The following is a 22,130-nucleotide window of genomic DNA, read 5'->3' as shown; positions in this document are numbered from 1 at the left end:
CCGGGTGTCGAGGTGGCTCACGGTCGTCACCTGTCGTACGAGGGAGGGGCGGGGCTGCGGCACCCGGTGGACCGGGTGCCGCACCGGAGTCTCTCAGACGTCGCTGCGCACGAGTCGCACCGCTGCGCCGGCCAGGGCGAGCACCGTCCACAGGAGGAAGACCGCCAGCCCGGCGGCGGGCGACAGGGTGGTCGAGTCGTGGTGCAGGGCGAACATCGCCTCGCCCGCGTGGCTGGGCAGGTACGGGCTGATGTGGCTCTGCCAGGACGTGGGGAGCAGCGAGACGAGGCCGGGGACCAGCATCAGGGTGGCCACCAGGACGGAGATGCCGCCGGCCACGGAGCGCAGCAGCGCGCCCAGGGCGACGCCGATCACGCCGACGAGGGCGAGGTAGAGGCCCGCGCCGAGCAGTCCGCGGACGGCGCCGGCGCTGGAGAGGTCCATCGCCACGCGGGTGCCGGACAGGATGCCGCTGTCGGTGAGGAAGGCGACGAACACGCCGACGGTGCCGAGCAGCAGGGCGATCACGCCGTACACGGCCGCCTTGGACCAGAGGACCGGCAGGCGGCGCGGCACGGCGGCCAGGGTGGAGCGGATCATGCCGGTCGAGTACTCGCCGGCGGCGATCAGCACGCCGAGGACGCCGAGCGCGAGCTGGGCGAAGTTGGTGCCGAACAGGGACAGGCTCAGGGCGGTGGCGTCGGAGAAGTCCCGGTCGAGGTGCCGGCCGGAGTCGAGCCTGGACTTGAACTGGACGGCGGCGATCAGGCCGAACGCGACCAGGAACAGCAGGGCCAGGCCGAGGGTGATCCAGGTGGAGCGCAGGGACCACAGCTTGGCCCACTCCGAGCGCAGCACGCGCGCGGCGGTGACCTTGTAGACGGGGCGCTCGGGCCCGGAGCCGGCGGGCGTGGCGGTCTGGCTCGGCGCGAGGGTGCTCATGCCGCGCTCCTCGGGGTCTCGACAGTGGCAGTGGTGGTGGTGCCGTGGTACTCGACGGCGTCCCGGGTGAGGTCCATGAACGCCTGCTCCAGGGAGACCGTGCGGGTGGCGAGTTCGAACAGGGCGATGCCGTGCGAGGCGGCGGTCAGGCCGATCTCGCGGGCGGTGCGGCCGGTGACGAGGAGTTCCTCGGAGCCGGAGCGGCCGGAGATCTCCACGCCGGGGCCGGCGAGCAGGGTGCGCAGCCGGGCCGGGTCGGCGCTGGCCACCGTGACGGCGTCGCCGCCGGCCTCGCGGACCAGGTCCTGGACGGTGGTGTCGGCCAGCAGCCGGCCCCGTCCGACGATGATCAGGTGGTCGGCGACGAGGGCGACCTCGCTCATCAGGTGGGAGGAGACGAAGACGGTGCGGCCCTCGGCGGCGAGCGAGGTGAGGAGGTTGCGGATCCACAGGACGCCCTCGGGGTCGAGCCCGTTGACCGGCTCGTCGAGCATCACCGTCGCCGGGTCGCCCAGCAGGGCGGCGGCGATCCCCAGCCGCTGGCCCATGCCGAGCGAGAACGCCCCGGCCCGCTTGCGCGCCACCGACCGCAGGCCGGTCAGCTCGATCACCTCGTCGACCCGGCGGCGCGGGATGCCGTGGGTGTGGGCCTGCGCCATCAGGTGGTTGAACGCCGAGCGGCCGGGGTGGATCGACCTGGCCTCCAGCAGTGCGCCGACCTCCTGGAGCGGGGCGGCGTGCTCGGCGTAGCGGCGGCCGTTGACGCGCACCGAGCCGCCGGTCGGCGCGTCCAGTCCGACGATCATCCGCATGGTGGTGGACTTGCCCGCCCCGTTGGGCCCGAGGAAGCCGGTGACCGTACCCGGCCGGACCGTGAAGTCCAGCCGATCGACGGCGGTCTTCTCCCCGTACCGCTTCGTCAGCTGGTGCGCCTCGATCATCGCTCACCCTCAACGTTCGTGGGCCGGGTCGTCCCGGCCGCCGGTACCTTCCACGCTAGGTTCGACGGCGCGGCGATCCGTGGTACCCGGGGCCGATCATCGCCGGGGCCGTAGTACCGGGGTACCGTGCGCCCGTCCGCCTCCTGGCTCAGCCCAGGCCCTCGCGCTCGGTCCGGGCTATGAAACTCAGTCCAGGCCCCGCCCCCGGCGGAACCGCTCGGTGAGGGCGTCCGGGGCGATGAGCGGGGCCGGGTAGTCGGCGCCGTGCAGCCAGGGGCGGTGGACGGCCGGGCCGGGCAGGTGGGCGAGCTCGGGGACCCAGCGGCGGACGTACGCGCCGTCCGGGTCGTAGCGGTCGGCCTGGCGCAGCGGGTTGAGCACCCGGTTGGGGCGGGTGTCGGTGCCGGTGCCGGCGACCCACTGCCAGTTGAGCTGGTTGTCGGCCACGTCCCCGTCGACCAGCAGCGACAGGAAGTGGGCGGCCCCGATCCGCCAGTCCAGGTACAGGGACTTGGCGAGGAAGCCCGCGGTCAGCAGGCGGGCCCGGTTGTGCATCCAGCCCTCCTCGGCGAGCTGGCGCATCCCGGCGTCGATGATCGGGTACCCGGTGCGGCCCTGCCGCCAGGCCTCGGCCTCGCGCTCGTCCCGGTGCCAGTGGTCGTCCCTGTCCCGGTAGTCGCGGTGGGCGGCGTCCGGGCGGGCGGCGAGCACCTGGTGGTGGAAGTCGCGCCAGGCGAGCTGCCGGACGAAGGCCTGCGCGCCCTCTCCGTCGTGCCGCAGGGCGCGTTCGACGAGTTCGGTGGCGGACAGGCAGCCGAAGTGCAGGTACGGGGAGAGCCGGGAGGTGGCGTCGGCGGCGAGGTCGTCGTGCACCCGCGCGTACGCGTCGACGTCCCAGCGCCGCCACCGCCGCCGGGCCGCGCTCTCGCCGCCGGGCGGCAGCGCGGGCGAGAGCGGCCCGGTGGGCTGGAGGCTCTCGCCGCCGATGCCGTCCGGGGTGTCGAGCGCTCGGGGCGCGGCCAGCACCGTGCGGCGGGGCGTCCGCTGCCAGGCGCGGTGGTACGGGGTGAAGACCGCGTAGTGGTCGCGGCCGGCCGGGGTGATCCGGCCCGCCGGGACGACCGTCAGCGAGGCGTCGTGGACGTGCAGGCGGTCGCCGAACACCTCGCGCAGCCGTTCCTCCCGCCGGTGCGCGAAGGCGCTGACGCCCGCGGCGACGTGGACGGTGGCGGCACCGGCCTCGGCACCGGCACCGGCCTCGGCCTCGGCGGCGACCCTGGCCGCCTGCTCGGCGGGCTCGCCGCGGCGCACGACCAGCCGGGAGCCGATCCGGCGCAGCGAGGCGTCCAGGTCGGCGAGGCAGTCGGCCAGGAAGGCCAGCCGGTTGGGCGCGGCGAAGCCGGCGGCCTCGACGGCGGGGTCCAGGACGAACAGCGGGACGACCCGGTCGGCCGCGGTGCGGGCGGCGTGCAGCACGGGGTTGTCGTGCAGCCGCAGGTCCTGGGTGAACAGGGCGATCGATACGGTCACGGGTGGGGCCTCGCAGGTGGTGCCGACGTCGGTGTCCCCAGCTTTCCACCCGGACGTCCGGAGCCGTCGGCGGTGCGACGCGGTACGACGAGGTGTGCCCACCGTGCGGCGTGGTGCGCTGGGGACGCCGCGTGAGAGGCTCGCCCCCATGGAACAGCGCGTACTCGGCCGGACCGGCCGCCCCGTCTCGATCGTCGGACTCGGCACCTGGCAGCTCGGTGCGGACTGGGGGGATGTCCGGGAGGAGGACGCCCTCGCCGTGCTGGAGGCCTCGGTGGAGGCCGGCGTCACCCTCTTCGACACCGCCGACGTCTACGGCGACGGCCGCAGCGAGCGGCTGATCGGCCGCTTCCTGAAGGACCGCCCGGACGCCGGGGTGTTCGTCGCCACCAAGTTCGGCCGCCGGGTCGAGCAGCGGCCCGAGCACTACAACCTCGCCAACTTCCGTGCCTGGGCCGACCGTTCGCGGGACAACCTGGGGGTGGACCGGCTGGACCTGGTGCAGCTGCACTGCCCGCCGACGCCGGTCTACTCCACGGACGAGGTGTTCGACGCCCTGGACACCCTGGTGGCAGAGGAGCGGATCGCCTCGTACGGGGTGAGCGTGGAGACCTGTGCGGAGGCGCTGACCGCGATCGCGCGCCCGAACGTCGCGAGCGTGCAGATCATCCTGAACGCGTTCCGGCTCAAGCCGTTGGAGCAGGTGCTGCCCGCCGCCGAAGCGGCCGGGGTGGGCATCCTCGCCCGGGTGCCGCTGGCCTCGGGGCTGCTGTCCGGCCGGTACGACGAGCACACCGTCTTCGGGGCGGACGACCACCGCACGTACAACCGGCACGGCGAGTCCTTCGACCAGGGGGAGACCTTCTCCGGGGTGGACTTCGCGACGGGCGTCGAGGCGGCGGCGGAGTTCGCCGGGTTCGCGCCGGAGGGGGTGAGCTCGGCGCAGGCGGCGCTGCGCTGGGTCACCCAGCAGCCGGGGGTGACGACGGTGATTCCCGGGGCGCGCAACGTGGCGCAGGCCCGGGCCAACGCGGCGGCCGCCGACTCGGCGCCGCTCCCGCCGGCCACCCTGGCCGCCGTGCGCGAGCTGTACGACCGGCGGATCCGGGCGCAGGTGCACGGCCGCTGGTGACCGGAAGCGGCGGCGGGCGCCGGTGAGGGGGCGGCGGCGTCAGGGCCGTCCGCCCCGCTGCCCGCTGTCCCGCCGCTCTTCCGTCCGCCGCTCCCCGTCCCGCTGCTCCCCGTCCCGCTGCTCTCCGTCCCGCTGCTCTCCGTCCCGTTGGGCCCGGGCCGGGGTGCGGTCGCCCTCCCCGGACCCGCGTCGGCGCAGGAACCACCAGACGGCGAGGGAGACGACGACGAGTGCGCCGATCACCAGGGCGAGGACCCGGCCGACGGTACCCTCGACCCGGGCGTAGGCGGCTCCGGCGAAGTAGCCGAGCAGGGTGAACCCGACGCCCCAGAGGAGCCCGCCGAGGGCGTTGAACAGGACGAAGCGGCGGTAGGGCATCCGGGACATGCCGGCCAGGGTGGGCACCATGGCGCGGAAGAAGGCGACGAACCGGCCGAAGAAGACGGCGGCCGGCCCGCGCCGGCGGATCAGCTCCTGCGCCTGGTCGACCCGGTTGGCGTGGCGCCGCATCGGGCGCGTGTCGAGGATCCTCGGGCCGAGGTGGCGGCCGATCTCGTAGCCGGCGGTGTCGCCGAGGACGGCCGCGCAGACCACGGCCAGGACGAGCCAGCCGACCGGGGCCCTGCCCTGGTGGGCGAGGAACCCGCCGAGGACGGCGGCGGTCTCGCCGGGGAGGAAGAAGCTGAAGAAGAGGGCGTCCTCGGCGAACACGAGGGCCGCGACGACCACGCACACGACCGGGCCGGACAGGCCGCTCAGCCAGTCGGTGATCGAGTGCATCGGCCACCCCGTTCGGGATCGGCGCCCCTCTCCGCTCCAATGTAGTGCCTGCCGCCCGTCGGGGGCGCGGGGCGAGGTCGGCCGTCATGGCCGCCCCGATCCGGACCAGGGCGGCCACGTGGCCTACCGGTAGGCGGGTGCCGGGCGGTCCGGGGCCGGGACCCGCGCGTCGCACCCGCCGCCGAGCCCTCGCGCGGCGCGCTTCACAGGTCGTTCCAGAACGAGCCGAGCAGGCCGGCCGTCTCCTCGGCGCGCTCGATCTGCGGCAGGTGACCGGTTCGCGGGAAGAGGTGGGTACGTGCCCGGGGCAGGGCGGACGCGGCGTTGACGAGATGGCGGGCGGGGAGGATGCGGTCGTGGGTCCCCCAGACGACCAGCGTCGGGATGTCGAGCGCCGAGACCTCTGTCAGCAGCTCCGTCCGCCAGCCGGGACGTACGCCGCGCCAGGAACCGAGCTCGCGGGCCACCTGCCGCAGCGTGCGGGCGGCTCCTTCGCGGCGGGCGAGGGCGAGTGCGGCGGCTGTCCGTTCGGGGGTCGCGAAGGCCGGATCGTGGAAGAGGGAACGCTCCGCGAACTGTGCGTTCCCCTCGGTGGGGCGCAGGAGCAGCCGCCAGAGCAGCGGCGGGTCGAGGACCCGCAGCGCCCAGGTGACCTCGCGGCCGAACCCGGCGCTGTTGAGCAGTGCCAGCGAGGACACGCGCGCGGGGGCCTGGACGGCGAGCCGCATCGCGATGGCACCGCCGAGGGAGTTGCCGACCACGTGGACGGCGGAGGTGAGGCCGAGTCGGTCGAGTGCCCGCTCGACGTGCCCGGCCAGCGAGGGGAGCCGGCAGTCCGGCAGGGGCTGGGACCGGCCGAACCCCGGGACGTCGATCGCGATGAGCCGGTGGCCGGGCAGGGCCGCCTGGAGCGGTGCCCAGTCCGCCAGGCTGCGGTCCAGACCGTGCAGCAGGAGCACCGGGGGGCCGCTGCCCGTCGCGGCGTAGCGGACGGTGCGTCCCGCGACGTCGATGACGTCGGTGGGGGGTGTGGTGGCCGTCTCTGGTGGCATGTTCTGTCTCCTGGGTCGCGGTTCACGGGGCCGGGGTCACGTCGATGACCACGCCGTCGCGGGGGCCGTCGTCGCCGGGAAGGTCGGGCACGTGGCGTGCCAGGTCGAGGAAGAAGCGGTCGGCGTCGATGGCCGTCTCCGGCGGGTGGACGCCGGGGCGGCCACCGGTGCCGTCCAGCAGTTGCGCGAGCCCCAGCGCCAGGGGCAGGCCGGTCGCCTCCGCCATGTCGTCGATCAGTGCCGAGGCGCCGGGCGTGTCGGCGAGCCGGGCCAGGACGGTGACGCGGCGGCCGTCGCGGGTGCCCGTGGCGGCGGCGAAGAACGGGGGCAGTGAGCCGGGGCCCTTGCGGGTCATGGCACCTGCGGTGGCCCGCAGCGCGCGGCCCACCGTGGGCTTGGCGAGTGCGGCCGCCGCGGTCTCGTTGGTGAGTCTTCCGGCGTCGATGTCGCGGCGCAGGACGTCGAGGTAGGCGAGTGTGCCCGGGGTGACGACCATGAGGTTGGCGGCCTCGCCGGCCGGTCGGAAGCTGCGGTGCAGGGTGACCGGCTCGGGGTGGCCGACGGTGTAGGCCGTGCCGGTGCGTCCGGCGGACACGGAGAGCGCGACCGGCTGGAGCGGCCGCCGGTGGACGAGCCGTCCGCCGCTGACCATCGCGACCTTCCCGCTGATCTGCTCCATCCAGTGCACGGCGGCCGCGCTGGGGCGCCCGTCGGGGTCGCTGAGCTGCTCGTCGTCCCCACCGCTGCCGGAGACGTCGACGGGCCAGGCGGTGTACAGGTCCTGGACCTGGTCCAGGTGCCGGACGGCACGTGTGGCCAGCAGATTGCTGACACCGGGGCTGGCGCCCATGCCCACCACCGCACGGACCCCGGCGGCCCGGGCCTCCTCGTCCAGGCCGAGCATCCGCAGGGTCGGCTCCCAGTCGTCGCAGATGTCCAGGTAGTGGGTGCCGGTCGCGATCGCGGCCCGCAGCACGGTCAGGCCGAAGCGGTAGTACGGGCCGACGGTGTTGAGGACGGCGTCCGCGCCCTCCAGGGCGGCGTGCAGGGCGCGGCCGTCGGTGACGTCCACCGTCAGCGCCCGCATCGGCGCGCCACCCGTGCCGCCCTCGTCGAGCCGGCGCACCAGCGTCCGGGCCGCCTCCGGGTTCCGGTCGGCCACGACGATCTCGGTGACGCCGGTGAGTCCGGCGGCCACGCGTACCGCCACGGCGCCCATCGCTCCGGGGCCTCCGAGAGCCAGAATCCTCATTCGCCACTCCATCTATCGTGAGAGTTACGATCGTTATGTCTACGATAGCATTTAGTTCGAACAGTCTTCGGCCGGAGGGGAACCATGACCGACCCGCACACCACGAGCCCGGCCCCGCGCGAAGCGGCCGGCGCCTCACCCGGACACGTGTCCGTCGTCATCGTCGGCGCGGGATTCGCGGGCCTCGGCACGGCCATCCGGCTGCTGCGGGAGGGCCACCGCGACCTGCTGCTCCTGGAGCGGGCCGACGAGGTCGGCGGCACCTGGCGGGACAACGCCTATCCCGGCTGCGCCTGTGACGTGCCCTCGCGCCTGTACTCGTTCTCGTTCGCACCCAACCCCGCCTGGAGCAGGCGCTTCGCGCCCCAGGAGGAGATCGACCGGTACCTGAAGCACTGCGTCGGCCGGTACGGCCTGGCGCCCCACCTGCGGCTCGGCTGCGAACTGCGCCGCGCCACCTGGGACCCCGAGCGGCTGCGCTGGGAGCTGGACACCAGCACCGGACCGCTCAGCGCCGGGCTGCTGGTGATGGCCCAAGGGCCCCTCTCGGAGCCGGCCGTCCCCGCGCTGCCCGGTCTGGCCGGCTTCACCGGAGAGGCGTTCCACTCCGCCGGATGGCGGCACGACCTGGACCTGTCGGCCAAGCGGGTGGGTGTGATCGGCACCGGCGCGAGCGCCGTCCAGTTCGTCCCCCACCTGCAGCGCACGGCCCGGCAGGTGACCGTCTTCCAGCGCACTCCGTCATGGATCGCCCCGCGGCGGGACCGGCCGGTGCCGGCGTGGCAGCACCGCCTGTTCCAGCTGGCCCCGACGGCGCAGCGACTGGCGCGGGGCTGGGAGTACCTGGCACGGGAGGCGACGCTGCCGGCCCTGCTCGGCAACCGCGTCATGTCCGAGCTGGGGCGCCGGGAGGCCCTGGCCCACCTGCACCGCCAGGTCGAGGACCCCGAGCTGCGGTCCAAGCTGACCCCGGACTACGCGCTGGGCTGCAAGCGGGTCCTGCTCTCCGACGACTACTACCCGGCACTGGTGCAACCCAACGTCCGCGTCGTCACCGACCCGATCGCGAGCATCGGACCGGACACGGTCCTCACCACCCCGCGCGGAGGCACTCCGGTCGCGTCCGCCGGCACCGCATCCGCCGGCACCGCGCATCCGGTGGACGTCCTGGTCTTCGGAACCGGATTCCGGGTCACCGACGCCTCCTACGCGAAGCACGTCATCGGTGGTGACGGACGGTCCCTGGACGAGGTCTGGCAGGGCAGCCCGCAGGCACACCTCGGCACGACCGTCGCGGGATTCCCCAACCTGTTCCTGATGGCGGGACCCAACACGGGCGTGGGGCACACCAGCCTCATCCACATGATCGAGTCGCAGATCAACTACCTCCTCAGCACCCTGCGGCTGATGCGGAGCCGCGGTCTGGGCTCCGTGGACGTGCGCGCGGAGGCGCAGCACGCGTACAACGCCGAACTGGAGGAGCGGATGGCCCCCACGGTCTGGGCCGCGGGCGGCTGTTCCGGCTGGTACCAGGACCGCACGGGCCGTGTCACCACCATCTGGCCCGCGTCGACCTGGCGGTTCCGCCGCCGGACCCGGGCCATCGACCCGGACGAGTACGTCCTGACGGTGCCGCGCGTCGCCCCGGACCGGTCCGGCTCCGACGGGCCCGTCCGCGCGGGCGCCGGCGAAGCGCAGCCGGGGTCATGACGGGTTCACACCGCCGCCGGGCGAACGGCTGCGCCCGCGGCCACCGGAGACTCCTGTCCTGGGAGACGTCGGTGGCCGCGCCCCGTACCCCCGCCGCCCGGCTCGTCGCCTTCGAGGCGTCGAGCACCCTGCTCTTCGCGGTGCCGATGCTGGTGGTCACCACGTCAGGCCGGCCCAGCGTGCCCGAATGGGCCCAGTTGCTGGGGCTCGCCCTGCTCCTCACGATGATCGCGGCGCTGGTGCACACGTGTCGGCTGACCACTGCCGAGGGGCTGCGGCTGGTCACCGGTGGGGCCGCCGGGCAGGGCGAGCGGGCGGCCGGGCGGCTGCGCCAACAGGCCGGAGCGGAGCGGCGGTTGGCGTGGCTGCTGGTCCTGTATCCGGCGGTGCTGGCGGTCCTGCTGCCCGTCCCCGACACCTGGGTGCGTTTCTGGTTCTGGTCCACGGTGCTGCTCGGCCTCTCCGCGATGCTCTCGCTCGGTTCGCTGCTGCGCGGCGCGGGCCACGCGGACCGCCGGCACGGAGGACTTCCGACGCCCCCTGATCCGACGCCCCCTAATTCGGTTGACCCGGTCGCGCGGCCGCGCTGAACTTCGGGAGGCGCCGCACGAAGTGGCGCGGGCAACACGGGGAGGCAGCAGCACCACATGGAGATCCGTTCCACGACCGACCAGGACCTCGACGCGTTCGTCGCCACCTTCCACACCGCGCTGGGGCGCTTCTCGGACGCCCCCGGCGCGGACGGCGGCGGGGTCTGGTGGGCCGCGACCGAGATGGACCGCAACCTGCTCGCCGTGACGGCGGACGGGCGGCCCGTCGGCACCGCCGGTGCGTACACCTTCGAACTCACCCTGCCCGGGCAGGTCGTCGTCCCGACCTCCGGAGTGACGGCCGTCGGCGTCCTGCCCACCCACCGGCGCCAGGGCGTGCTCACCGCGATGATGCGGCACCAGCTCGCCGAGCTGCGGGGCCGGGGGGAGTTCCTGTCGGTGCTGCTGGCCTCCGAGGCCGGGATCTACGGCCGGTTCGGCTACGGCCCGGCGACGTACACCCAGCGGCTGACGGTGCAGCGCCACCAGGCCGCCTTCGCCGCGCCCCGGGCGGTGCGCCTGGCGGCCGGGGCCCCAGCGGGCGGCTCGGTCGAGCTGTTCAAGCGGGCCGACTGCGGGCGGATCCTCGAGGAGGTCTACGACCGCTACCGCCGCGCCCAGCCCGGCGCGCTGTCCCGGCCGCGCCGCTGGTGGGAGCTGGGAGCGGGCCAGGTGCCGACCGCCCCGACGGCGCGCCACGTCGCCGTCCACCGGGATGCCGACGGAACGCCGGACGGGTACGCCAGCTACGCGATGGACGGGGACACCCTGACGGTCGACGAGACCATCGCCGTCGACGACGCCGGCTACACCGACCTCGCCCGGTTCGTGCTCGGCCACGACCTGGCCGCCCAGGTCGTGCTCAAGCACGTCCCGGCGGAGCACCCGCTGCGCTGGCAGCTGGAGGACTTCCGCGCCGTCCAGCCGGGCGGCGAGACCGACTGGCTCTGGGTACGGCTGCTGGACGTCCCGCGCGCGCTGACCTCGCGCGGCTGGTTCACGGACGGCGAGCTCGTCCTGGACGTCGACGACCCGTTCCTCGGCGAGCACCACCGCCACCTGCTGACCGTCCGGGACGGGAAGGCCGAGTGCGTCCCGACCGACCGGGAGCCGGACCTCTCCCTGGACATCCGGGACTTGGGCGCGGTCTACCTCGGCGGCACCGCCCCGAGCGCGCTCGTCCGGGCCGGGCACGTCCTGGCCCACCGCCCCGGCGCGGCCGCCCTCGCCGACGCCCTGTTCCGCGCCGAGCGCACGCCGCACTGCCTGCACTGGTTCTGATCCGGCGGCCGCCACCCGCGACAGACACCGAACGCCGGTCCCCGCCCTGGTTGGGCGGGGACCGGCGTTCGGCTTTTCCGGAGCGGGAGACCCAGAACCGCTCGTGGGGGCGCACCGGTTGCCCTCAGGGACCAGGCCGGTTGCCCTCAGGGGCAGATCACAGCAGGTTACGGGCGGGTCGGTTTGGTTCGGACGGGTGCACGATGCAACAGTGTCCGTCGGGTATTGACATGGTCACGAGACGTGAGGGGGACGTGGGGGAGGAGCGGGAATTCGGAGACGAACGGCCTGGAAACGCTCAGTTTCCTTGCCGGATGTCGCTCAGGGTCCCGCTGACGTTGAGGAGTTCGTGGCACGTGGGCGCCTGCTTGCCCGAGGCCGGGGTGCCCGGCACCTCGCAGGTCACGTTCGCGGTCACGGCCTGGTCCTCGGGGACCTGGAGGGGAGTCACCCAGTGGTAGTCCTGGTTGCGGAAGGTCTCCAAGGCGATCGTGGTGATGGTCGTGTTGCCGGCCATGATGGTCACCAGCCCCTGGTCGCCCTGGAAGTTGGCGACCACGAGGTCGGTGATGTCGAAGACCTTGCCGTGCGGCACCTGGTAACTGCCGGTCTTGGCGGTTCCGGTCTCGGTCACGACGTCGATCGCGGCGGAGCTCTGCTGGCCGGTCCCCGGCACCGCCAGGCCGCCCGGACCGCCCTGGCTGCCCGGGCCGGTGGTCGGCTTCCCGGCGCCCGGCTTGGTCTGGCCGCCCGGGGTGCTCCCGGTACCGGGGCTGCCCGGTGTGTCACCGGCCGGAACGCCGGCGGGCGGGGCCGGGGTGGCGATCTGCTGGGCGACGGCCTTCTCGGCCGCCTGCTTGGCGGAGCTGCGCACCGCCGGGCGGACCAGGGCGAACCAGGCCAGCAGCAGCGCGATCAGCGCCGCCAGCAGTGCGAGCAGCCACTTCGGGAAGATCGGCAGCTGGAGGAACTCGCCGTCCAGCAGCGGCTTCTGGACGGGCGGCTGCGCGGCGCCCGGTGCGGCCTCCGGCGCCTTCTCCTCCTTCGCGTCCTTCCCGTCCTTGCCGGGCTTGCCGTCCTTCGCGTCCTTGCCGTCCGCCCGCTCCTCCGGGCCCACCGTCACCTCGAACGGCCAGGTCGCCTGCTTGCCGAACCAGATCAGCTTGCGGGTGCGCGCCTGCACCCGCACCTCCCCGGACTCGCCGGGCTCCAGCCGCAGCTTCTCCGGCGTGACCCGGAACCGCAGGTCCTCACCGGCCTGTCCCGGAGTGAACGTCACACCGGTCGGCGCGTTGCCGAGGTTGCGCACCGAGGCCCGGTAGCGCCCGCGCAGCCAGCCGCGGCGACGGCGCGGGGCCAGCGCGGCCTGAAGCTCCTGGAACGGCGTCACGGTGACCGTGGCCTCCGGCACCGTCACCAGGTCGGGGCGCTCGACCGGCAGCACCCGGATGCCGAGCGGGAACTCGCCGGCCCGGGTGGCGGGGGAGCGCGGCGGGGCCAGCCGGACCGTCACGGTCTCGGAGGTCCCCGGGTACAACGAGACCCGGGCCGGCTCCACCTTCGTCCAGCCGGCGCAGTCGCCGACCACCTCGAACGTGTAAGCCTCGACGATGTCGAGGTCGTTGCGGACCGTCAGGGTCGTGGTGGCCACGCCACCGGGGGCCACCGTGAGTGCTGGCAGGCCGAGTTCGGCGGATGTGGTCATAGCGTGACGGTAGGGCCGTACCGCGCCGGAGAAGAGGGCCGTACGGGCAAGCTGGGGGCCACACCCCTTGCCCGTACGGACCGACCGGAGACCCCGCCCGGTCCCGTCGCGGGCCCGGCCCGGCTCCACGTGACCCGCCCCCAAGCCCCCGGCCGGCACCGCCCCGCGGCGCCCGGCCGTCACCCTCGCAGGCACTTGCAGAATGGAGCAGTTCGATGACGTCGACCGATACAACCCGTGAGGAAGCCGTCACAGCCCGCCGCACCACGGTGGCACCGAAGCCCGCCGGCGCCGCCGTCCCGCGCGTACCCGCCCAACTCCGCGGCAGGCCCAGCCAGGTGCGGGTGGCGGTCTACGCGGAGGACCTCATCCTGCAGACCGGCGTGGTCCAACAGCTGCGCCAGCGGCCCGAGGTCGTCCTGCTGAACGAGAGCGAGGCCGGGCAGGCCGAGGTCTCCCTGCTGGTGGTCGACGCGCTGACGGAGACGGTGACCGAACACCTGCGGCGGCTGCGCCTCGCCACCACCGGCCGGATAGGCCTGGTGGTGGGGCACTTCGAGGCCGGCGGGCTGCAGACCATCGTGGAGAACGGGGTCGCCGCCGTGCTGCGCCGCTCGGAGGCCGACCAGGACCGGCTGGTGAACCTCATCACCGCCCTGGCCAACGGGGAGGGCGTGATGCCGGGCGACCTGCTCGGCGAACTGCTCGACCGGATCGGCATCCTCCAGCGCACCATGCTCGACGGGCGCGGCCTGACCCTCTCGACGTTAACTGCACGGGAGGCGGAGATGCTGAAGCTGGTGGCGGAGGGCTTCGACACCAGCGAGATCGCCGCCAAGACGTCGTACTCGGAGCGCACGGTGAAGAACGTGCTGCACGAGATCATCACCCGCCTCGGCCTCCGCAACCGGGCCCACGCGGTGGGTTACGCCATGCGGCGCGGCCTCATCTAGCGGCATGACGGTGCCCCGCCCGGGTGGGCGGGGCACCGCGTGGAGCGGGGGAGTTCACGCGGGGGACATGACCTCGTAGAGATTCCCGGCTTCGTCGGTGAAGTACAGCCCGCGAGGGCACAACGGGTGGTCGGTCCGGCCGTTGCCGGGCTCGCGGGGATCGTCGCCGAAAGGCACGTCGGCCTCGCGGAGCCGGGAGAGGATCCCGTCGAAGGAGGCCGGGTCCACGTCGAAGGCCAGATGATGGCCGACCGGGTCCTCGACGGTCATGAAGTCCAGGGTGAGGGAGTCGTTGACCCGCACCGGCGCGAAGTGCCGGTCGGCGCCCTGGTAGTCGAGGCCCATGACGGAGGCGAAGAAGAGGGCTGCCGCCTCGTTGTCGACGGCCGGAACGATGGTGTGGTTCAGGGATATGGGCATGTGAGCCTGCCTCTCTGTGGGGTGATCAGAGCAGCCCGAAGTCGAACTCGCCGGTGGCGACGGCGGCGAGGAAGGAGGAGTGGGCCGCGCGGTCGAAGGCCAGGGCGGGGCCGGACGGGTCCTTCGAGTCGCGGACTGCTACAGCCTCAGGGAGGAGGGCGTATTCGACACAGTTCTCGTTGCCGCCGCTGTAGCTCGACTTCCGGAAGGGGAAGCCAGTCGCGGCGGCATTGGAGTAGTGGGTCACTTGATCCGTTCTCTCTGTGCGGTGATGAACTCGAGCGAGGAGCCGACAGAAAGTGCTTCAGCCGTGATCTCCTGGAACTTCGCCCGATAGAGCTCGACATCGGCCGGGTCCTCGACCCAGAAACCGGCCAGCAGGCCTTCGACGAACACGACGTCGAGGTCCTTCCGTTGAGGGAATCCGAGCAGAGCGAACGCACCGCTCATGCCCGGGTGTATTGCCGCACCCGATGGCATCACCTGGATGTTGACGTTCGCCAGCCGGCTCAGGGTGAGCAGTTTGTCGAGTTGTGGGCCCATGACGTCGGGACGATCCGCGATGGCTCGGAGCGCGGCTTCGTGGATGACCGCCCAGACCTCGACGGGATTCGGGCGGGTCAAGATGGACTGCCGTGCCATGCGGACCTGCACCAGATCGTCAACCGTGCCGCCGTTGGTGGTCCGGAGCCGGTCGATGACCAGCCGCGCGTATTCGGCAGTCTGGAAGAGCCCTGGAATGAAGGCGGGTTCGTAGGTCTTGAAGGTCGAAGCCTCGGTTTCGAGCATGATCAGGTCGGTCGCGGACACGTTGATCACGTCGCGGTAGCTCAGCCACCAGCCGCGCTTGCTGCCGTCCTTCGTGATGGCGATCAGGCCGGCGCGGAACTCCTCGTCGTGGCAGCCGTAGTGGTCGAGGAGCTTGTTGACGTCCTCGATCTTGGCAGCTGAGCGGGCGTTCTCGATCCTGTTCAGTTTGGCCAGGCTCATGCCCGTGGCGTCAGCTGCTGCGTCCGCAGCGATCATCGCTTGCTCGCGGAGCCTTCGCAGTTCCTCACCCAGCCGACGACGGCGAACGGTTGATACCGCCATGCGATGCCCCTCCTGACCTCTCGGTGGACCAGTCTGCCCTTGCTGATCGCATAGGCGCTACCGACAACAGACAGAGAGTGGCACCGAATTCGGGTTCGATGTGAGATTTTGCAGATTAGTTGAGCCAGCTTGCACATGTGATGGCTCTCACGTCATGCTGAGTGTAGCTGGCCGCATGCCCTGCGTGACCAATCCTGGTAGGCGGCTGCGTTTTTCCGTCATGCCATCGCTTCGATCGAGCGTTTGGTCGATCGAAGGTCATCTCTGAAGCCCTCTCGGAGGTTTCATCGTGTTCCCCCACGAAATCCCCCCTGACTGGTCGGCCGCGCGCGAAGAGTTGCGCGAGCTCACGGCGCGCGCCGGGTGGGACGCCGACCTGGTCGCCGATGCCGAGGTCGCGCTCCTCGAACTGTTCGTCAACGCCTGGCGCCACGGCGGCAGTGCGGCGCCGCTCGTCGTCATCGCGCTGCTCGACCACGTGCTCCGGGTCTCGGTCAGCGACGGCAGCCCCATCGTCCCGATCCGGCGGGACGGCTCCGACCTCCTCGCCGTCTCCGGCCGGGGCCTGCGTCTCGTCCGCTCGCTCACCGACCGCTTCGGCACGGAGTCCCGCAAATCGGGCAAATCCGTCTGGTTCGAGCTGGATGCCGCCGCGTGACCGCCGACCACCGCCGCCCGACCGGGCCGGCCGACGCGATCATGCGCACCTACACCGAGCCGGAGGTCGCCTCCCTGCTCGATGAACTCCACGAGCGGGGCCGCAAGTTCGGCCTCCTCTGGCCCGGTGCGGCCACGGATCACGTGGGGGTCGACGGCCGCGTCTCGGTCCGCTTCGGCATGGCTCCCGCCAGTACCGTGCTCAACCTCCTCGCGATCCTCCGGCACTACGACAGGACCGAGGCCCCGTGCGACTCCTGATCGACCTCGCCCTTCCCCTTCTCCTGCTCCTCGCCATCGCCGTCGTCGGCCTCGGCGCGGTCGCCGTCCTGCGGATGCCCCACCGCCCGGATGAACGCGCCGCAACTCCCAGCCCTGGCCGAGACCGCCAACCGGTGGCCTGAAGCCCGACCCGCCCACGCCGCCCGGCCGGACCCGCCGGGCGGCGTGGGCGTCTGTGTACAGGAAGTCGGCCCGGCCGACTTCCTGCGCATGGTGCTGCTCGGGCCGAACTCGGAATGCCGGTCGTCCAGTTGTCGTGAGGCCCAGCCGGTAGGTTCTCGGCTTGTGATTTATCCAGTGCGGCGTGGTTTGGTGCCGACTTTGTGGTGAGCCGGTCGGCGGTAGAGCTCGCCGGTGACCAGGAGCAGGCCCACGTCGTTGCGGTTCGCGGGGCGGCGGTTCTTCGAGCCGGGTGGGCGCCCGGGGCCGGGCCGGGTGGGCTTCGGCACTGCGGCCGGGGTTGAGGTTCTGGCGTGCAGGTGTCGGAACCCGCGGCGTACTCGGGCCGGGGTGAGCTTGTTAGGTTCGGCCGGCTTCTCCCATGGCCGTCGCAGGTCGGTGGTCAGAGAGCGGGCGAGGCGGAGCTGGGTGCAGGCGGTGGCGACCAGCCAGGTCCACCGGTCCGCTGCCTCGGCCTCCCGCAGTCTCGGAGTGGTCCGGCCGAGTGTCCTCTTGATCATCCGGAAGAAGTGCTCGATGTCGAACCTGCGTAGGAACGTCTGCCAGGCGAGGTCGGTCTCCGCGGGGCCGGCCTCGGGCCGTGACCACCAGAGCCACAGCGGCTTGGGGTCGCCGCCGCTGGGCAGGTGGTCGACCTGGAGGCGGACGACTGTGCCCTCGATGACCGGGAGCGGGCCGGGGTGGTACAGGGCTCCGTGTCCGCGCCGGTGCTCGGGAGCCAGCGCCAGTCCGACCAGGGTCTTCACCGGGCCGTCGGTGCACAGCACTGCGTCGGTCAGCTCGAACAGCGCGTCGCGCCGTCCGGTCAGGCAGTCGTAGAAGACCCGCCGGAAGCGTGACAGTTCCGCGAACGGCTCGCACTGCACGCCCTGTTCCAGCACACTCATCGCTACGGCCTTTGCGTCAAGTCCTGTATTCCTTTGGTCGAGTTCAGGATCATGCGAAGGCCGCTCCGCCGTCCGGGGAATCCCCGTGTGGGTGACAGGTCCAGTGGATCGCCCCGCCCTCTAGATCCAACGCCGTTCAGTTAAGTGCGGGGGCTGTTCGTCAAGGCTGGTGAACGAGGCAGCGGAGCTGCTGTAGAAGAGGCTTGTCCTCCAAGACATCCTCACCACAGGAGCTCCGCTGTTGGAACAGGCTGCCACAACAAGGCCGTGCGACGGGGGCGTCGTCACGGCGGTGATCGAGGTAGGCGAGGCAGCGGTCGGTGGCCGTCCGGAAGGCGTCGATGTCGCCGGCGGCGGCGTAGGCGGTGGCGAGTCGGCCCAGCGCGCGGGCGCGGACGGTCGGCACGCTCCTGGCTGCCGTTTCGACGGCCGCCTCGGCGAAGCGGATTGCCGCGGTGGCCTTCCCTCCGGCCGCGTGCTGGTACGACAGCATCCCGAGTACATTGGCGACGGTGTCGTGGTCGGCGCTGGCGAGGGCGAGGCGGATGGCGAGTAGTTGGTAGCACTGGCCCGACGGTGAGAGGTCCGCGTCGAAGGCCATCCATCCGGCGAGCTGGGCGAGTCCGCTGGCGGTGCGCAGGAGCCGGGTGCCGATGTCCGGGGTGTAGCGGCTGTTCCGCAGTAGCGACAGCATGCCGTCCAGTGCGGTGAGGACGTAGCGCTGGGAGATGGCACCGCCGCCGGTGGCGTCGTCGAGGCGGCGCGGGTCGGCGAGGTGGGATTCCAGGACGGCCACCATCGGGGGCAGCACCTGGTCGGCGCCGCTCTCGCGGCCGGTGCTGTGGACTGCTTGCCGGTCGGCGTCCCAGACCGCGGTGAACAGGTCGCCGGCCGAGCGGAGCGTCGCCTGGGTGGCGGGGTCGGTCGAGTTCCAAGCCGTGGCGGTCGCCAGCACGGCGGGCAGGGAACGTCGCCCCAACAGCCCGTCGGTGACGGTTTGTTCGTCGCTGTGGGCAGCTGGTTCGGGCAGGCCCCAGAGCATGGCCTGGGTGTAGGTCCGGCCGGTCCTGTCCGACAGCACGGTGGCAGCCAGACGGCGCACCACTTCCGACCGGGGACCGCGCCGCGGCTCCAGGCATGGGCGGCAGTCAGGTCGAGTCGCCTTTCGCCGAGGCCCGTGAGCTGTCCGTTGATCACGCGGACCAGGTCACGGGGCGACTGGCCGGCGACCTTAAGGGCTTCCGCGAGGACCGCTCCGGGACGGTCGCCGCAAGGTGTCGCCGCGCCCCCGACTGGGACTCTCCGAGCGTCATCACGCGGCGACGGTACGTCAACTGTGCTTTTGTGTGCGCTAATTCGCGAATTTTCATGCTGACTGTAGGGAGTTCGCGACGCTCGCGCGTCCACGCACGCGTAGGGTCGGGCCGTAGGTGGTCTCCGCCGGTGCGGCGATCGTGGTGCGGGCACCCAGGACGGACGTCGCCCTGGGCTCGGTCCCGGCCGCACTCAATGGCTCACGCGAGCGATCGAGTACCAGATCGCGATCCGTGGGAGCCGCGCCCAATCGCTCGCGCGAGCCATCAATGCCGGGTGCCTGGACGACCCGCCGGCCCTCGGGCTCTGATGCGACCAACCCGCCATCCGGCGCCCGAACAGGCCCGGGACGAGCGCTGCCCTTGATGGCTCGCGCGAGGCATCAAGATCGGTTTCGGCGCGCCGGACAGCGGTCCGGGCCTTGAACAGACGATATGACGCAGAATTCCAGTAGAAGAACCCAAACCCGAAATATCATCGCCCACTTCATGGAAATCATCCATAAAGGGCGAGCGGTGGGCGAGCAGGGGTCCGCGCATCCAGGGGAGGGCCGGCGGGGCCCGCGGTTTGGCGGGGTGAGCGACTGGCCTGAGGCCGATCTCGGTGAGCAGGCACTGCTGGTCTGGGTAGAGCTCGGCCCGGCTGGTGTCTCAGCGCTGGCTGGTAGCAGAGGGGCAGCGATCGCGGTCAGGACCTTCGCCGCTGTTTGCATGAAAATGATGGCGGCGGGTCGTCAATAACCATATGATCAAAGCCAGTTCATCCGTGCACATCACGTTCGGACACAGTCAGGATGGTGAAATGACCAGGTTCACGACCAGGTTCGCCCAGGGGACCGCGATCGCAGCCGCAGCGGTCACGCTGACGGCCTTCGCTCCGACGGCGGCCCAAGCCCATGGCTCGTCCGACATCACCCCCGCCGCGGCGGGCTCCAGCCCCGCACTCGCAGAATCCATACCCTCCAGCCCCGCACTCGCAGGCTCCATACCCCCCTGTACGGCCCACAACGCGAACAACAACCTCGGCGTCGCCTTTTGGGCCGACTACACCATCGTGTCGACCGCGGCATGGTGCAGCTACAGCTACAAGTACGAGCTAGCCATGCAAGGCGATGGCAACCTCGTGCTGTACAACAGGGAAAGCGGCTCGGCGATCTGGGCCACCGGCACGTACAACCACCCGGGCGCGACGGCGACGATGCAGTCGGACGGGAACTTCGTTGTCTACGACACCAACAGGACCGCCCTGTGGTCCACCGGCACCTGGTCGGCCGGCGCCGACTCGCACTTCGTGTTCCAGAACGACGGCAACCTGGTCGTGTACAAGGGCAAGGGCGAAGGCAACCCGGTATGGGCCAGCGGCACCTACGGCGCCTGATCTCCCACCCGGCGGGGCCGATTCCGTTGCCCCGCCGCAGCGCCTGATCCATGGTGCGGAGCTCCGAAAGGCCGCTGCCCTGTCCTTGGGTTCCAGGAGCAACGCCGTTCGGTTAAGTGCGGGGGCTGTTCGTCAACGCTGGTGAACGAGGCAGCGGAGCTGCTGTAGAAGAGGCTTGTCCTCCAAGACATCCTCACCACAGGAGCTCCGCTGTTGGAACAGGCTGCCACAACAAGGCCGGGCGGGACAGCGGCCGGGGTGTTCGCGCCGGGTCATGTCGGCGAACTGACCCGGATCGTGCCGTTCGAGATGGTCGACGAGGTGCTGGCGGAGACGGGCGCGGTGCAGCGCAGGGTCCGGCTGATACCGGCACGGGTCACGGTCTACGTCCTGCTGGCCGGAGCGCTGTTCACCGGGCTGGGATACCGGCAGGTCTTCGACCGGCTGTGTGCCGGACTGGCGGGCCCGGCTCCGGCCCGGCCCAGCGGCAGCGCGTTGCGGCAGGCCCGCCAGCGGCTGGGACCAGCACCGATGAAAGCTTTGTTCGACCTGGTCAGGGGCCCTGCTGCCACGACCGCGGCGGCCGGCTGGTGGCGGGGTCTGAGGGTCGTCGCGGTCGACGGCACCCTGCTGCCGGTCCCGGACTGTCCGGCCAACCTCGCGGTGTTCACCCGGCAGCGGCTCGGCAACGGGATCTCCGGCTACCCGCAACTGCGGCTGGCCGCGCTGGTGGCCTGCGGGACCCGGGCGGTGATCGACGCCGTGTTCGGCCCGGCCGCCACCGGCGAGCTGGAGTACGCCCGCCGTCTGGCGGTGGATCTGCGGGCCGGGATGCTGCTGCTGGGCGACCGGAACTTCGCCGCCGCCGCACTGTTGAACCACTGGGCCGACACCGGCGCGGACTTGCTGGTGCGCTGCAAGTCCGGCCGGAACCTGCCACCGGTGGCCCGCTGCTGGGACGGCTCGGTGCTGGCCCGGCTCGGAGCGCTGACCGTGCGAGTGATCGACGCTGAGGTCGGCATCATCACCTCTCGGGGCACCCGCACCGGCCACTACCGGTTGCTGACCACCCTCACCGACCCGTCGACGCACCCGGCCGCCGAGCTCGTCCGGCTCTACCACGAGCGCTGGGAGATCGAGACGGCCTACGCGGAGCTGAAGTCCACGATCCTGGGCGGACACGTTCTGCGGGCCCGCACCCCGGCCGGTGTCGAGCAGGAGGTCTGGGCACTGCTGACCACCTACCAGGCGCTGCGGACCGCGATGACGGACGCCACTGACAGCGTCCCCGGCACCGACCCCGATCGGGCCGGCTTCACCACCGCCCTCGCCGCCACACGCGACCAACTCGTCCTGGCCGCCGGCATCACCACCGACACCGTGATCGACCTGGTCGGAGCCATCGGCCGCAACGTGCTGGCCCACCTCCTGCCCGCCCGGCGGATCCGCACCAAAGACCGCATCGTCAAACGCGCGATCTCCAAATACAACGCACGCGGACCCGCCATCGACCGGACCACCTACAAAGCAAGCATCCACATCACCATGCTCACGAGCAGCCCTTGACGTCCCACACCCGCCCTTAACTGAACGGCGTTGCCTCTAGATCCAGCGGTACTCCGGGTCCTTGTACTTTCGTTCCTCGGGAAAGGGCTCGCGAGCGTACTTGACCCACTGAGGCGCGCAGGCTCCGATCGTCTCGTAGTTGCGCTGAGCGTCGGAAAGACTCATCGTCCCGTTCGGACCGCCACGGACCTCGTCGCGATCATGCTCGTCCTGCCCATCGTCCTCCCAGTAGCACACCAGGCAGGTCTCGTTCACCCCACGTGATTCCATCGTCAGATAGCCACAGCACGGACAGGCGTGGGGGCCGTTCTCCGGGCCGAGCACGATGTTGTACCTCTGCGGGTTGGCGCTTTTGTCGTCGCTGGTCACGCTGCCAGAGATAGCAGCACGCACCGACATGGCTGACGGAGTCGAACACGGCTGGAGGTTAAACGGCAAGCTCGGATCCTGTGCCAGTTCTCAGGCGCGATGTCATCCGACTGGTCGA

The 22,130-nt window shown here is 71.8% G+C and carries 23 protein-coding genes; 10 read left to right on the top strand and 13 right to left on the bottom strand.

All coding sequences use genetic code 11. From position 1 onward, the window contains the following. Positions 1-93: 93 nt before the first annotated feature. The 3 genes from ACFVU7_RS15380 to ACFVU7_RS15370 form a co-directional block, all read right to left on the bottom strand. Positions 94-942 carry an ABC transporter permease gene (locus ACFVU7_RS15380; RefSeq protein ID WP_388045384.1) on the bottom strand — a complete coding sequence of 283 codons (849 nt, stop codon included), beginning with the start codon at positions 940-942 and terminating at the stop codon, positions 94-96. Next, positions 939-1,883: an ABC transporter ATP-binding protein gene (locus ACFVU7_RS15375; protein ID WP_049649773.1), complete on the bottom strand. Its 945-nt coding sequence runs from the start codon at positions 1,881-1,883 to the stop codon at positions 939-941. The genes ACFVU7_RS15380 and ACFVU7_RS15375 overlap by 4 nt, the downstream gene beginning before the upstream one ends. Positions 1,884-2,069: 186 nt before the next feature. Beyond that, on the bottom strand, positions 2,070-3,413 hold the full coding sequence (locus ACFVU7_RS15370; RefSeq protein WP_388045383.1) for a cryptochrome/photolyase family protein: 1,344 nt from the start codon (positions 3,411-3,413) through the stop codon (positions 2,070-2,072). Between the two features lie 148 nt (positions 3,414-3,561). Between ACFVU7_RS15370 and ACFVU7_RS15365 the strand changes: the two genes are divergently transcribed. Then, a complete protein-coding gene (locus ACFVU7_RS15365) occupies positions 3,562-4,545 on the top strand; it encodes an aldo/keto reductase (RefSeq protein ID WP_388045382.1) in 984 nt (327 codons plus the stop codon). Positions 4,546-4,584: 39 nt separating this feature from the next. Here ACFVU7_RS15365 and ACFVU7_RS15360 read toward each other — a convergent pair whose 3' ends face one another. From ACFVU7_RS15360 to ACFVU7_RS15350, 3 genes are all read right to left on the bottom strand, one after another. Next, positions 4,585-5,325 (bottom strand): VTT domain-containing protein, encoded by a 741-nt coding sequence (locus tag ACFVU7_RS15360; RefSeq protein WP_388045381.1) that lies wholly within the window; start codon positions 5,323-5,325, stop codon positions 4,585-4,587. Positions 5,326-5,528: 203 nt separating this feature from the next. Beyond that, positions 5,529-6,377, bottom strand: a complete 849-nt coding sequence (locus ACFVU7_RS15355; RefSeq protein WP_380744565.1) for an alpha/beta fold hydrolase — start codon at positions 6,375-6,377, stop codon at positions 5,529-5,531. 22 nt (positions 6,378-6,399) lie between these two features. Further along, on the bottom strand, positions 6,400-7,629 hold the full coding sequence (locus ACFVU7_RS15350) for a saccharopine dehydrogenase family protein (RefSeq protein ID WP_388045380.1): 1,230 nt from the start codon (positions 7,627-7,629) through the stop codon (positions 6,400-6,402). 84 nt (positions 7,630-7,713) lie between these two features. Here ACFVU7_RS15350 and ACFVU7_RS15345 point away from each other — a divergent pair, with 84 nt between their 5' ends. From ACFVU7_RS15345 to ACFVU7_RS15335, 3 genes are all read left to right on the top strand, one after another. Continuing rightward, the gene (locus ACFVU7_RS15345) at positions 7,714-9,339 is read left to right on the top strand and encodes a flavin-containing monooxygenase (protein WP_388045379.1); all 1,626 of its coding nucleotides are present in this window, start codon (positions 7,714-7,716) and stop codon (positions 9,337-9,339) included. A 71-nt stretch (positions 9,340-9,410) separates the two neighbouring features. Further along, entirely contained in the window at positions 9,411-9,929 is a 519-nt protein-coding gene (locus ACFVU7_RS15340) for a hypothetical protein (RefSeq protein WP_387825280.1), read from the top strand. 57 nt (positions 9,930-9,986) lie between these two features. After that, a complete protein-coding gene (locus ACFVU7_RS15335) occupies positions 9,987-11,210 on the top strand; it encodes a GNAT family N-acetyltransferase (RefSeq protein WP_387825283.1) in 1,224 nt (407 codons plus the stop codon). A gap of 298 nt (positions 11,211-11,508) precedes the next feature. Here the strand turns inward: ACFVU7_RS15335 and ACFVU7_RS15330 are convergent, their stop codons facing one another. Continuing rightward, the gene (locus ACFVU7_RS15330) at positions 11,509-12,915 is read right to left on the bottom strand and encodes a hydrolytic protein (RefSeq protein WP_387825286.1); all 1,407 of its coding nucleotides are present in this window, start codon (positions 12,913-12,915) and stop codon (positions 11,509-11,511) included. Between the two features lie 215 nt (positions 12,916-13,130). Between ACFVU7_RS15330 and ACFVU7_RS15325 the strand changes: the two genes are divergently transcribed. Then, positions 13,131-13,868, top strand: a complete 738-nt coding sequence (locus tag ACFVU7_RS15325; RefSeq protein WP_079272162.1) for a response regulator transcription factor — start codon at positions 13,131-13,133, stop codon at positions 13,866-13,868. Positions 13,869-13,922: 54 nt separating this feature from the next. Here ACFVU7_RS15325 and ACFVU7_RS15320 read toward each other — a convergent pair whose 3' ends face one another. The 3 genes from ACFVU7_RS15320 to ACFVU7_RS15310 are packed head-to-tail and all read right to left on the bottom strand — an operon-like array spanning position 13,923 to position 15,380. After that, entirely contained in the window at positions 13,923-14,288 is a 366-nt protein-coding gene (locus ACFVU7_RS15320) for a VOC family protein (protein WP_380745503.1), read from the bottom strand. 25 nt (positions 14,289-14,313) lie between these two features. Further along, positions 14,314-14,535 (bottom strand): DUF397 domain-containing protein, encoded by a 222-nt coding sequence (locus ACFVU7_RS15315; protein WP_375873103.1) that lies wholly within the window; start codon positions 14,533-14,535, stop codon positions 14,314-14,316. Then, on the bottom strand, positions 14,532-15,380 hold the full coding sequence (locus tag ACFVU7_RS15310; RefSeq protein WP_063780053.1) for a helix-turn-helix transcriptional regulator: 849 nt from the start codon (positions 15,378-15,380) through the stop codon (positions 14,532-14,534). The genes ACFVU7_RS15315 and ACFVU7_RS15310 overlap by 4 nt, the downstream gene beginning before the upstream one ends. A gap of 289 nt (positions 15,381-15,669) precedes the next feature. Between ACFVU7_RS15310 and ACFVU7_RS15305 the strand changes: the two genes are divergently transcribed. The 3 genes from ACFVU7_RS15305 to ACFVU7_RS15295 are packed head-to-tail and all read left to right on the top strand — an operon-like array spanning position 15,670 to position 16,441. Beyond that, on the top strand, positions 15,670-16,038 hold the full coding sequence (locus tag ACFVU7_RS15305) for an ATP-binding protein (RefSeq protein WP_375873104.1): 369 nt from the start codon (positions 15,670-15,672) through the stop codon (positions 16,036-16,038). After that, positions 16,035-16,298: a hypothetical protein gene (locus tag ACFVU7_RS15300; protein ID WP_388045378.1), complete on the top strand. Its 264-nt coding sequence runs from the start codon at positions 16,035-16,037 to the stop codon at positions 16,296-16,298. Before ACFVU7_RS15305 ends, ACFVU7_RS15300 begins: the two co-directional genes overlap by 4 nt. Beyond that, the gene (locus tag ACFVU7_RS15295) at positions 16,286-16,441 is read left to right on the top strand and encodes a hypothetical protein (RefSeq protein ID WP_159028350.1); all 156 of its coding nucleotides are present in this window, start codon (positions 16,286-16,288) and stop codon (positions 16,439-16,441) included. The genes ACFVU7_RS15300 and ACFVU7_RS15295 overlap by 13 nt, the downstream gene beginning before the upstream one ends. 168 nt (positions 16,442-16,609) lie before the next feature. On the opposite strand, the gene ACFVU7_RS15290 is transcribed toward ACFVU7_RS15295, so the two are convergent. Next, positions 16,610-17,386 carry a transposase gene (locus ACFVU7_RS15290; RefSeq protein ID WP_388045377.1) on the bottom strand — a complete coding sequence of 259 codons (777 nt, stop codon included), beginning with the start codon at positions 17,384-17,386 and terminating at the stop codon, positions 16,610-16,612. 160 nt (positions 17,387-17,546) lie between these two features. Further along, positions 17,547-18,467, bottom strand: coding sequence for a hypothetical protein (locus ACFVU7_RS15285; RefSeq protein ID WP_388045376.1), 921 nt, complete (start codon positions 18,465-18,467; stop codon positions 17,547-17,549). 977 nt (positions 18,468-19,444) lie between these two features. Between ACFVU7_RS15285 and ACFVU7_RS15280 the strand changes: the two genes are divergently transcribed. Together ACFVU7_RS15280 and ACFVU7_RS15275 are read left to right on the top strand one after the other, a co-directional pair. Next, positions 19,445-20,077: a hypothetical protein gene (locus ACFVU7_RS15280; protein WP_380739024.1), complete on the top strand. Its 633-nt coding sequence runs from the start codon at positions 19,445-19,447 to the stop codon at positions 20,075-20,077. Positions 20,078-20,290: 213 nt separating this feature from the next. Then, positions 20,291-21,643, top strand: coding sequence for an IS4 family transposase (locus ACFVU7_RS15275; RefSeq protein WP_388045375.1), 1,353 nt, complete (start codon positions 20,291-20,293; stop codon positions 21,641-21,643). Positions 21,644-21,679: 36 nt separating this feature from the next. Here ACFVU7_RS15275 and ACFVU7_RS15270 read toward each other — a convergent pair whose 3' ends face one another. Beyond that, entirely contained in the window at positions 21,680-22,012 is a 333-nt protein-coding gene (locus ACFVU7_RS15270) for a CPCC family cysteine-rich protein (protein ID WP_388045374.1), read from the bottom strand. Positions 22,013-22,130 lie beyond the last annotated feature (118 nt).

This window comes from Kitasatospora sp. NPDC058046, assembly GCF_042885595.1.
GTDB lineage: Bacteria > Actinomycetota > Actinomycetes > Streptomycetales > Streptomycetaceae > Kitasatospora.
This window is presented reverse-complemented; position numbering and strand designations above follow the sequence as displayed.